Consider the following 10,549-nt stretch of genomic DNA (forward strand, 5'->3'; position numbering starts at 1 on the left):
GGGACGGGTGTTTCGCTTTCCGGAGGGGGCTTTGGAACCGGCGGCCTTCGCGCCAGTTCCGCCGGGCGCCGCGCTGGGCGCGGAGGAGCCGGGCGGCCGGGCGGCCGGGGAAGCCCGGTCAGGCGCGGTGGGCGGCCGCGACGAGCGCGCAGCCGCACGCCAGCGGGTCGGACGCCTCGGACGGGCCGAGCGGCCGTCCCGCGATCTCCTTGAAGAGCCGGGAGCCGGGGGAGGCGTCCGCCAGCGCGTCCGCCGCCAGGATCACCGCCGCCGCCGTGTAGGTGGAACGGTCCCCCGGGAAGTGCCGCTCGTTCTCGAACTGCCAGCCCGTCCAGTACGAGCCGTCGTCGTGCCGGAGGTGCTGGACGGTGGTGAACAGCTCCAGCGCGCGGTCGCGGTCGCCCGAGGCGTCCAGCGCCAGCACCAGCTCGCAGCTCTCCGCCGCCGTCACCCACGGCTGGTCGGACACGCAGCGGCAGCCGAGGCCCGGCACCACGAAGGTGTCCCAGGCCTCGTCGAAGCGGCGCGCCGCGTCCGCGCCGCGCACGGGGCCGCCGAGCACCGGGTAGTACCAGTCCATCGACCAGCGGCTCTTGTCGGCGAACGCCTCCGGATGCGCGGCCACCACGTGCCCGAGCTGGTCGGCGGCGAGCTCCCAGTCCGGCTGGTGCTCGCCGAGCCGCTCGGCCAGCGCGACCGCGCAGCGCAGCGACTGGTAGATCGACGAGCAGCCGGTCAGCAGCGCGTGGTCGGACGGCTCGCCGCCCTCGTGCCGGATCCAGATGATCTCGCCGCGCCCGGTCTGCAGCCCGAGCGTGAAGTCGATCGCCCGCCGGACCGCCGGCCACATGCGCCGGGCGAAGTCCTCGTCCCCGGTGGTCAGCAGCTCGTGCCAGACGCCGACCGCGACGTAGGCGGCGTGGTTGGACTCCCCGCCCGGCTCGGTGACCTCGCCCAGCACCCATTTCGCGGGCCACGACCCGTCCGGGCGCTGGACGCCGCGCAGCCACTCGTAGGCCCGCCTGGCCTCGGCGCCGAGCCCGGCGGCCGACAGCGCCATCGCCGCCTCGACGTGGTTCCAGGCGTCCACGTGGCCGGGGACCCCGTGCGTCGGCGAGAACCACGGGATCGCGCCGGACGCCTCCTGCTGCGCCGCGATGCTCCGCGCCGTGGCGACGACGTCGTCCGCGGTCAGGACTCCGGGAACCGAGGGCGGGGCGGTCTCAGACCGCATCCGCCGTCTCCCGGGCCGGGGCCGCCGGCGCGTCCGGCGCGGCGGGCTTGGCGAAGTAGACGACGACGCTCTTGCCGATCAGCGGGTTCATGACGCGCTCGGCCAGCCGGGTGGCGAGCGGCCGCTTCATGATGTCCCAGACGAGGAGCTGGTGGTAGGCCTTGGCCAGCGGGTTGCCGTCGTTGTCCACCCCCACCGCGCACTTGATCCACCAGTAGGGGGCGTGCAGTCCGTGCGCGTGGTGGTGGCCGCCGACCCGGAAGCCGACCGACTTCAGCTTGGCCTCCAGCTCCGCGCGGGTGTAGATCCGCACGTGCCCGCCGGGGGCGGTGTGGTAGTCCTCCGACAGGGCCCAGCAGACCCGCTCGGGCAGCCAGCTCGGCACCGTCACGGCGAGCCTGCCGCCCGGCCTGAGGACGCGCAGCAGCTCGCGCATCGCCCGCATGTCGTCGGGGATGTGCTCCAGCACCTCCGACGCGACGATCGCGTCGAAGTGGTCGTCGGGGAACGGCAGGTCCAGCGCGTCGCCCTGCACGGTCTCGGCGGTCGCGTCCTCGGGCACCTGGCCTTCGAGGCGCATCGCCCCGAACATCTTGTCGACGCCGGACAGCTCGCCGGCGTCCTGGTCGAAGGCCACGACGTGCGCACCCCGTCGGTACAGCTCGAAGGCGTGCCGTCCGGCGCCGCATCCCATGTCGAGGACGCGGTCTCCAGGGGAGACGCGGAACCGCTGGAAATCCACGGTCAGCAGGGTCGTGCTCCTTCCGATCAGAGGGCGTCCGCGGGACGCTCCCTCACTTGCCCTTGCGCGCGGCTAGGCGCCGGTAGTTCTGCTGGGTGATGGCGGCCCGGTAGTGCTCCACGGTGGCCTGCGCCACGGCGGGCCAGGCGAACCGCTCCTGGACGCGCGCGAGGCCGGCGGCTCCCATCCGCGCACGCTCCTCGGGGGAGTCGTGCAGGCGGTGCAGGGTCGCGGCCAGTTCCTCCACGTCACCCGGCGCGACGAGGATCCCGGCGTCGCCCACGACCTCGGGCAGGGCGCCGGCGCGGCTCGCCACGAGCGGCGTCCCGGACGCCATGTGCTCGACGGCGGGCAGCGAGAACCCCTCGTAGCGCGACGGCACGACGGCGGTCTCCGCGGACGCCAGCAGCTCGCCCAGCTCGCCGTCGCTGATGCCGCTGACGAACCGGACCCGCTCGCCGAGCGCGAGCTCGCGCACGAGCCGCTCGGTCGGGCCGTCCTTCTGCGGCCGGCTGACCACGACCACGTGGACGTCGCGCTCGGTCGCGACCTTGGCGACCGCGCGCAGCAGCACGTCCACGCCCTTGATCGGCGCGTCGGCGCTGGCCATCGCCACGATCCGGCCGGGGACGCGCTCGCCGCGCGGGTGGAAGATCCGGGTGTCGACGCCGAGCGGCAGGATCTCGATGTCGCGCGGGTCGACCTTGAAGTCCTTGACGATGTCGACCTTGGAGGACTCCGACACCGTCAGCACGGGCCCGATGCGCCGCGAGACCTGCGACTGCATCCCGACGAACCCGTACCAGCGGCGCTTGCCGAGCTTCTGCTTGAGGCCGCGGGCGGCCTCGATCTCGATCCGCCGGTCGACGCTGATCGGGTGGTGGATGCTGGTCACCAGCGGCAGCCCCAGCCGGGAGATGCCGAGGTTGCCGACGCCGAGGACCTGGTTGTCGTGCACGACGTCGAAGTCGCGGCGGCGTTCGCGCAGCAGCCGCAGCGCGCGCAGGCTGAAGGTCAGCGGCTCGGGGAAGCCGCCGGTCTTCATGTGCGCGAACTCCAGGACGTCCAGCCAGTCGCGGAACTCGCCGAGGGCCGGGGTGCGGAACGGGTCCTCGTCCCGGTACAGGTCCAGGCTCGGCAGCTTGGTGAGGGTGATCTCCTCGCGGTCGAGCTCCGGGTACGGCTGGCCGGAGACGACCTCCACGGCGTGCCCGAGGTCGACCAGTTCCCGGGTCAGGTGCCGGAGGTAGACGCCCTGGCCGCCGCAGTGCGGCTTGCTGCGGTACGAGAGCAGGGCCACCCGCAGCGGACCGCTCGTCTCGCCTGCCTCACCCACGCCATCCCCTGCCCACGCACCACTCCCGTCAGTCGAGGGACGCCGGACGCACCCGTACCGGCATCTCCTTTACGCCGTTGATGAAACTAGACCTTAGCCTGCGAACGTTACCGTTGAGTTCAATATTGGGCATGGTGTCCAAGAGTGTTCCGAAGAGCACACTCAGCTCAAGCCGGGCGAGATGGGAGCCCAGGCAGAAGTGCGGACCGCCGCCGCCGAAGCCCAGATGGGGGTTCGGGTCCCGGCCCACGTCGAAGCGGTACGGGTCGTCGAACACCGCCTCGTCGCGGTTGGCCGAGGAGTAGAACACCACGACCTTGTCGCCCTCGGCGATCGCCCGGCCGCCGATCTCGGTGTCCCGGACGGCCGTGCGCCGGAACATGTTGACCGGGGTGACCCAGCGGACGATCTCGTCCGCCGCCGTCCGGACCAGCGACGGGTCGGCCCTCATCCGCTCCCACTGCTCCGGGTGCTCCAGGAGCGCGAGCATGCCGCCGGAGGCCGCGTTCCGGGTCGTCTCGTTCCCGGCGACCGACAGCAGCAGCACGAACAGCTCGAACTCGTCCCCGGTCAGCACCTCGCCGTCGGCGTCCGGCTGGAGCAGCCGGGTGACGATGTCCTCGCGCGGGTTCTCCCTCCGGGCCGCCGCCAGCTCGTTGGCGTAGGCGTACAGCTCGGTCGCCGCCTGCTGGCCCTCCTCCGGCGTGCGCTGGAAGTCGGGGTCGTCGCCGCCGATCAGCGTGTTCGACCAGTGGAAGATCTTCTCCCGGTCCTCGGGCGGGGCGCCGAGCAGCTCGCAGATCACGTAGAGCGGCAGCGGCGCCGCCAGGTCGCGGACGAAGTCGGCCTCCGGCCCGCGCTCGGCGGTCTCGGCCACGAGGCGCCGGCAGATGTCCCGGATGTGCTGCTCCAGGGCGCCGATCGCGCGCGGGGTGAACCCCCGGTTGACGATGCTCCGCTTGCGCGAGTGCTCCGGCGGGTCCTGGTTGAGCATCATCATCCGCTGCAGGACGAGCTGGTCGTCCGGCGTCTCGTGGAACAGCGCCAGCCGCTGCCACGACGAGAAGAGCTCCGGGTGCCGCGAGACGTGCACGACGTCCTCGTGCCGGGTGACCGCCCAGAACGGCGGGTGGCCGAGGGCCGGATCGCCGTGGTGGCGGTACACCGGCTCGTGCTCGCGCAGCCATGCCAGCTGCCCGTGCGGGACGCCGCTGTGCTCGTACGCGCCGGGGTCGACCAGTTCGATGTCGGGGGTGGTGGTCATCGCCTCGAACCTCCTCGTCCGGAGTGATGGGCGCCGTCAACCTCCCAGCGGGGCCGATGGCGTGAAACGCACCGGGATCTCCTTGTAGCCGTTGACGAAGTTGGACCGCAGGCGCCGCGGCTCGCCCGCGAGCCGGATGTCGGGCATGCGCTCCAGGATCGTCTCGAAGATGATCCGCAGGTTCATGCGCGCGAGGTGCGTGCCGAGGCAGTAGTGCGGGCCGCCGCCGCCGAAGCCGATGTGCGGGTTCGGGTCGCGCGCCACGTCGAAGGCGAACGGGTTGTCGAAGGCGCGCTCGTCGCGGTTCGCGGAGCCGTAGAACATCACGACCTTGTCGCCGGCCTTGATCTGCTTGCCGCCGATCTCGGTGTCGACCAGGGCCGTCCGGCGGAACTGGTTGATCGGGCTGACCCAGCGGACGATCTCCTCGACCGCCGTCGGCAGCAGGCTCCGGTCCTCCCGCAGCCGGGCCCACTGGTCCGGCCGCTCGAAGAAGGCGATCATGCCGCCCGCGGTGGCGGTCCGGGTGGTCTCGTTGCCCGCGATCGACAGCATGATCACGAACAGCTGGAACTCCTCCAGGCTGATCCGGTTGCCGTCGGCGTCGGGCGTCAGCAGCTTGGTCACGATGTCGTCGCGCGGCGTGGACTCGCGCGCGGCGGCGAGCTGCCCGCCCCACTCGGCGAACTCGGCGGCGCACAGGGTCGACTCCTCGCGGCCCCCGATGAACTCGGGGTCGTTGAACGCGACGAGCTTGTTCGACCAGTGGAAGATCTTCTCCCGGTCCTCCATCGGGGCGCCGAGCAGCTCGCAGATCGTGTAGAGCGGCAGCGGCGCGGCGAACCGCTCGACGAAGTCGCACTCGCCGAGCGGCGCCGCCTCGTCGATCAGCTCGTTGCAGATCTTGCGGATGTGCCCCTCCAGCCGCCCGATCATCCGCGGGGTGAAGCCCTTGTTGACCATGGAGCGCAGCCGGGTGTGGTCCGGCGGGTCCTGGAAGAGCATCATCTGCCCGTACATGGCGATGTCGTCGCTGGAGAACTCCTCGAACATCGAGGTGCGCTCGTGCGAGGAGTACGGGTCGGCGCGCCGCGACACCGACACCACGTCCTCGTGCCGCGTGATGGCCCAGAAGCCCGGCACCCCGTCGTTCGGATCCGGGTGCCAGTGGACGGGGTCGTTGTCGCGCAACCACTGGAACTGGCGGTGCGGGATCCCCCCGCGCTCGTAGACGCCCGGATCGATGATGTCGATCTCGGGTGCCCGGAAGGGCCGGGCGGCGGAGAGGGGGGACGTCGCGAGTGCCATGGAGGATCCTTCGTGCCGGGGTGGAGACCACACGAGGCGAGCAGGCCACAGTGAGCGCTTGCTTGCTGCACTTACCTAGAACAGGTTCTAACATGAGACTCCAGTCTCATCAAGAGTCCCGCCGGTGAGAGTGATCTGCGTCGCACCCGGAACGGAGGATCACAGCCCCAGTTCGCGCCCCCCGGCGTCCCACCACGCGACGGCCGCGTCCACGTCCAGGCCCGTGACCCAGAGGTCCTCCGGGTTCGCGGGCATCAGGGGCTGCCGTAGCGCCTCGTCGCGCTGCCACGACCAGGTGTCCCGGGCGTGCTCGCCCGTCTCGGGATCGGCGTAGAGCGCGGCGACGTCCGCGGGGAGCCGGGCCAGTTCCTTCTCGCGCCCGACCGTGAACGGGTAGCCGTAGGCGGCGGACGCGGCCGCGGAGACCGGCAGCCCCGTGCCCTCGGCCAGGCGCCGCACGGCCGCCACGTCGTAGGGGGCCGGGCCCCGCTCGTCCAGCAGGCGCAGGTACCGCGCGATGCGGTCCGCCCCGCCCCAGCCCTGCGGCTTGGGCGGATTCCGGTGGTGCCAGCCGGGGAAGGTGAAGTCGCGGAAGACGGCGTCCGGCGAGTACTCGACGGCGTAGGACTCCCTGTGCGGACGGGCCTGCCAGGAGAGCACCACCATCGCGCCGTTCGGCGTCCGCCAGATCTGCCCCTCGGGGTCCTGCGTGGCCTGCGCGCCGAACCACAGCCGCCGCCACCGGCCGCTGCCGTCGCCCCAGGGCGTGCCGCCCCACGCGCCCAGCAGGTCCGCGGCCTTGGCCCGCTGGTACGCGGCCCGCCACGGCAGCGCGGCCAGCAGGGCCTCTCCGCCGAGCGTCCCGAACGCGAAGTACACGCCCCGCGCGCCGGTGGGCAGGTCGATGCGGCCGAGCGGATGGGGCGTGTCGTAGGCGGGCCCGGTCTCGGCGGCCTCCACGAGGACCTCGGCGAGGTACCGGACGGCCGGCCGGCGGTAGCCCAGCCGCCCGGCCCGCAGGCCGCCGACGGGGCGGATCCGCTCCGGCAGGCCCTCCGGCGGGGCCAGGCGGAGCGCGTCCCGCAGGCGGAGCACGTCGAGCAGGCACGCGGCGGCCCGCAGCACCAGCTCCGCCACGCCTTCCAGCAGCCGCGCGTCGGTGATTCCGGGGAGGACGCGGCCGAGCTCGGCGTCCAGCTCCCGTCGGTGGACGAGGGCGGCGTCCACCAGGCGGACCGCGCCGTCGCGGGTGAGGCCGCGCAGCGCCGCCGAGCCCTCGGGGTCCGCGGCCGGCAGGTGGGGCCAGAAGCCGGGCGGGGGCATGACCGCGTCGCCGCGCTGGGCCGGGGAGTACCGGATCCTGAGGGTCGTCCGGCCCTCGCCGTCGACCAGGCGCAGGAGCCCCCGGTCCAGGATGACCTGCGTCGGCGCGGTCGCGCCCGGGAACGTCAGGGCGACCGCCGCGGGGCTCCGCGGCCACCGCCACTGCCCGTCGGCGGGCACTTCCAGCCGTCCGGGGTCGGGTGCGCGGTAGGTCTCCGCGCGGTTCCCGTTCAGCCGCGAGACGTAGCAGCCGGCGCCGTCGTACCACGGGTAGGTGCCGGTGCTGTGGGGGAGGTCGGCGCGATGGACCGGCCCGGCGGGCCCGAGGACCTCGACGCGCTTTCCCGCGACGCCGAGCGTGAGCAGATCGTCGTGCAGGACGACGGTGACGGGCGAGCCCTCGACGGCCGGGAACCGCAGTTCCTCGGGGAGCCCGGCCCGCAGCGCGCGCCACAGCGCGCCGACCGGATCGGTGATCTCCAGGCCGGCCAGGGCTTCGGCGGCCGGGGTTCCGGCCGCGGCCTCCGCCAGCGGCGCCAGCCGGGGCAGCGCGACCTCCAGGCCGAGCAGGTCGCCCGCCGCGCCCTCCTCCCGCCACCGTGCGACGTCCTCGGAGAGGGCTCGGCGGACCGTCCCCCGCGCCCACAGCGCCCGCATCAGGGACGGGTAGTCGACGTTGTCGTACCGGCCGAGCTCCCGCACGCAGGCGTCCAGCCGCTCCCGCGCGTTCGGGGCGCCTTCGTCGAACTGCGCGAGGAACCGGGGGAGGGCGTCGTCCTCGCCGGTCCAGTGCGGAGCCTGGACCTTCGTGCGGGTGAAGGCGAGGGGGTCTGGTGCGGGACGTCCGACGACCGGGTCGGCGGCCGGGTCGAACCACCGGCCCGGCGCGGGGAACAGCCGGTCGCCCGCGTCCGCGGCCAGGCGCATCAGCTCGCTCGCGGGCTGCGGTCCGGCGGCGGCGAACCAGTCACGCGGCAGCCGCCGCCCGGCCCGGACCAGCCCGAGCAGCAGCAGCCAGCGGCGATGGTGTTCGGCGCGCGGACCGGGATCGGCGTACAGCTCGCCGTCGGGCCGCGCCCCGATCAGCAGGTCGAGCAGCTCGGGCGTCTCCGCGAGGCGCCGCAGCGCCGCGTCCAGGGCCTCCCACAGCGGCAGCGGCGCCCGGGGCAGCAGCCCTCCGCGCAGCAGCCGCTCGGCGACGAAGTCGGTCTCGTCCGCCTCGCCCACGCTCGCCGCCCGCGCCACCGGAAGCAGGTCCGCGACGACGTTCGGGTACGGGACGACGCCCGCGTCGAAGAACGCGCACACCGCCTCCCGCGCCCAGGCGTGGGCGGCCGCCGCGTCGTCGTGCCGCGCGAGCCGCTTCAGATGGCCGTGCAGCGCCGACGCGGTGACCGCGCCCAGGGGGACCAGTTCCACCAGCACCCGCTGCGCCCGGGCCGTGTCGGGCGCCAGGTCGAGCAGCCGCGCGTTCGCCTCCTCCGCCTCGCCGGACCTGCCCAGGTAGAACGCGGCCTGCTCGGCGTGGCCCGCTCGCGCGAACGCCAGCGCCGCGGCCGAGAAGTAGTCCGGCAGGGAGGCGGCGGGCTGCCGCCCGCCGGTCCGCAGGACACGCGCGCGTGCCTCCTCCGGCTCGTCCGCCGCGAGCGCCACCGCGCCGCGCAGCTCGTCCTGCCCCGGCATCGCCCGCATCCGCCATCCCCTCCTGAGATCATCGGCGGGCAGACTAACGTCCCCGGACGACACCGGGCGGCGGATCGGGGACGTCAGCGCAGCACGTACCGGAGGGGGTCGTCGGCGCCCTCGCGGCGGGCCACGCCGCGGGTCTCCAGGGTGCGCAGATGGGCGGCGGCCTCGGCGGCGGCCATGCGGCGGGCCTGCTGGGCCATCTCGGACCACGGGTGCCGCCAGGTGAGGCCGGCGGTGAGGTCCCACAGCGTGACGGGGCGGGGCGACAGCAGCGCCGCCACCTCCGCGAGCCGCTCCTCGTGGTGGGCGATGATCTCGCGGGCGCGGTCCCCGAGCCCGCGGAAGCGGTGCTGGTGGGCGGGCAGGACCTCGGCCACGGCCATGGCGGAGACCTTGTCGAGCGAGCCGAGGAAGTCGCTCAGCGGGTCCACGTCCGGGGTGTCGTAGGGGTAGAGGCCGATGTGCGGGGTGATGCGCGGCAGGACGTGGTCGCCGGTGAAGATGCGGTCGCCGTCCTCCAGGTGCAGGCAGATGTGGCCGGGCGTGTGCCCGGGGGTCCAGACGGCCTGGAGCCGGCGGCCGGGGACGTCCACCAGGTCGCCGTCGGACAGCTCGCGGTCGGGGATCGCGGGCGGCGAGACGCGGGTCTGCTGGGTCGGCCCGGTCAGGTCCGACTCGGCCGCGCCCGCGCGGCGCAGCGCGGTGAGCTCGAACGAGCGGCGCCCGCCCTGGCCGACCTCGTTGAACAGCCGGACGATCCCGGCGTCGGAGTGGTGCATGGCGATCCACGCGCCGGACGTCTCGCGGACGCGCCCGGCGAGGCCCGCGTGGTCGGGGTGGAAGTGCGTGACGACCACGCCGTACACGTCGGCGACGTCGATCCCGAACGTGCCGAGCCCGTCGCGCAGGGCCGTCCAGGCGTCCTCGTGCTGCCAGCCCGCGTCGATCAGGACGGGGCCCCGGGGACTCTCCACCGCGTACACCAGCGTGTACGAGAGGGGGTTGTTCGGGATGGGGACGGGGACGCTCCACAGCCCGCCGCCGAGGTCCTCAGGTTCCGGCTGCACCGAGACCGCCTTTCGCGCCTGTCATGGTTCGAAGGCCCCGGCCGCGGCGGCCGGGGCCCTGAGTCCTGCCCTGTCCTGCTCTCCAGGATGCCTGCCGGTCAGATCCGTTCGAGGATCGTCGCGGTGGACAGGGCGCCGCCCGCACACATCGTGACCAGGGCGGTCCCGGCGTCGCGGCGCTCCAGCTCGTGCAGCGCGGTGGTGATCAGCCGCGCGCCGGTGGCGCCCACGGGGTGGCCGAGGGCGATGGCGCCGCCGTTGACGTTGACCCGGTCCATGTCGGGCTCGTGGACGGACGCCCAGGACAGCACGATCGACGCGAACGCCTCGTTGATCTCGGTGATGTCGATGTCGCCCATGGTCATGCCGGAGCGCCGCAGGACCCGCTCGGTCGACTGCACGGGGCCGTCGAGGTGGTAGTACGGCTCGCCGCCGACGAGGGCCTGCGTGCGGATGCGGGCGCGCGGGCGCAGGCCGAGGGCCCGGGCCTTGTCCTCCGACATCAGCAGGACGGCGGCGGCGCCGTCGGAGATCTTCCTTCCGGACTACACCGCTCGCGGTTGCGTCCACGGAGGTGGTGTATGAC

At 73.7% G+C, this 10,549-nt stretch carries 7 protein-coding genes and 1 pseudogene; all 8 read right to left on the reverse strand.

The window, feature by feature from the left end:
- Positions 1-118: 118 nt before the first annotated feature.
- On the reverse strand, positions 119-1,234 hold the full coding sequence (locus AB0C69_RS29220) for a prenyltransferase (protein ID WP_360358363.1): 1,116 nt from the start codon (positions 1,232-1,234) through the stop codon (positions 119-121).
- Entirely contained in the window at positions 1,224-1,985 is a 762-nt protein-coding gene (locus AB0C69_RS29225; RefSeq protein WP_345186402.1) for a methyltransferase domain-containing protein, read from the reverse strand. Before AB0C69_RS29225 ends, AB0C69_RS29220 begins: the two co-directional genes overlap by 11 nt.
- A gap of 43 nt (positions 1,986-2,028) precedes the next feature.
- The gene (locus AB0C69_RS29230) at positions 2,029-3,312 is read right to left on the reverse strand and encodes a glycosyltransferase family 4 protein (RefSeq protein WP_360358364.1); all 1,284 of its coding nucleotides are present in this window, start codon (positions 3,310-3,312) and stop codon (positions 2,029-2,031) included.
- 28 nt (positions 3,313-3,340) lie between these two features.
- On the reverse strand, positions 3,341-4,576 hold the full coding sequence (locus AB0C69_RS29235) for a cytochrome P450 (protein WP_353835178.1): 1,236 nt from the start codon (positions 4,574-4,576) through the stop codon (positions 3,341-3,343).
- Between the two features lie 36 nt (positions 4,577-4,612).
- On the reverse strand, positions 4,613-5,884 hold the full coding sequence (locus tag AB0C69_RS29240; RefSeq protein WP_345186382.1) for a cytochrome P450: 1,272 nt from the start codon (positions 5,882-5,884) through the stop codon (positions 4,613-4,615).
- 159 nt (positions 5,885-6,043) lie between these two features.
- On the reverse strand, positions 6,044-8,899 hold the full coding sequence (locus AB0C69_RS29245; protein ID WP_360358365.1) for a hypothetical protein: 2,856 nt from the start codon (positions 8,897-8,899) through the stop codon (positions 6,044-6,046).
- A 74-nt stretch (positions 8,900-8,973) separates the two neighbouring features.
- Entirely contained in the window at positions 8,974-9,963 is a 990-nt protein-coding gene (locus AB0C69_RS29250) for an MBL fold metallo-hydrolase (protein WP_360358366.1), read from the reverse strand.
- A gap of 98 nt (positions 9,964-10,061) precedes the next feature.
- Positions 10,062-10,496 (reverse strand): annotated as a pseudogene (locus AB0C69_RS29255) (steroid 3-ketoacyl-CoA thiolase); the annotation flags it as partial.
- Positions 10,497-10,549: the final 53 nt, after the last annotated feature.

The sequence above is a fragment of the Actinomadura sp. NPDC048032 genome (assembly GCF_040653175.1).
GTDB classification, from domain to species: Bacteria; Actinomycetota; Actinomycetes; order Streptosporangiales; family Streptosporangiaceae; genus Spirillospora; species Spirillospora verrucosospora.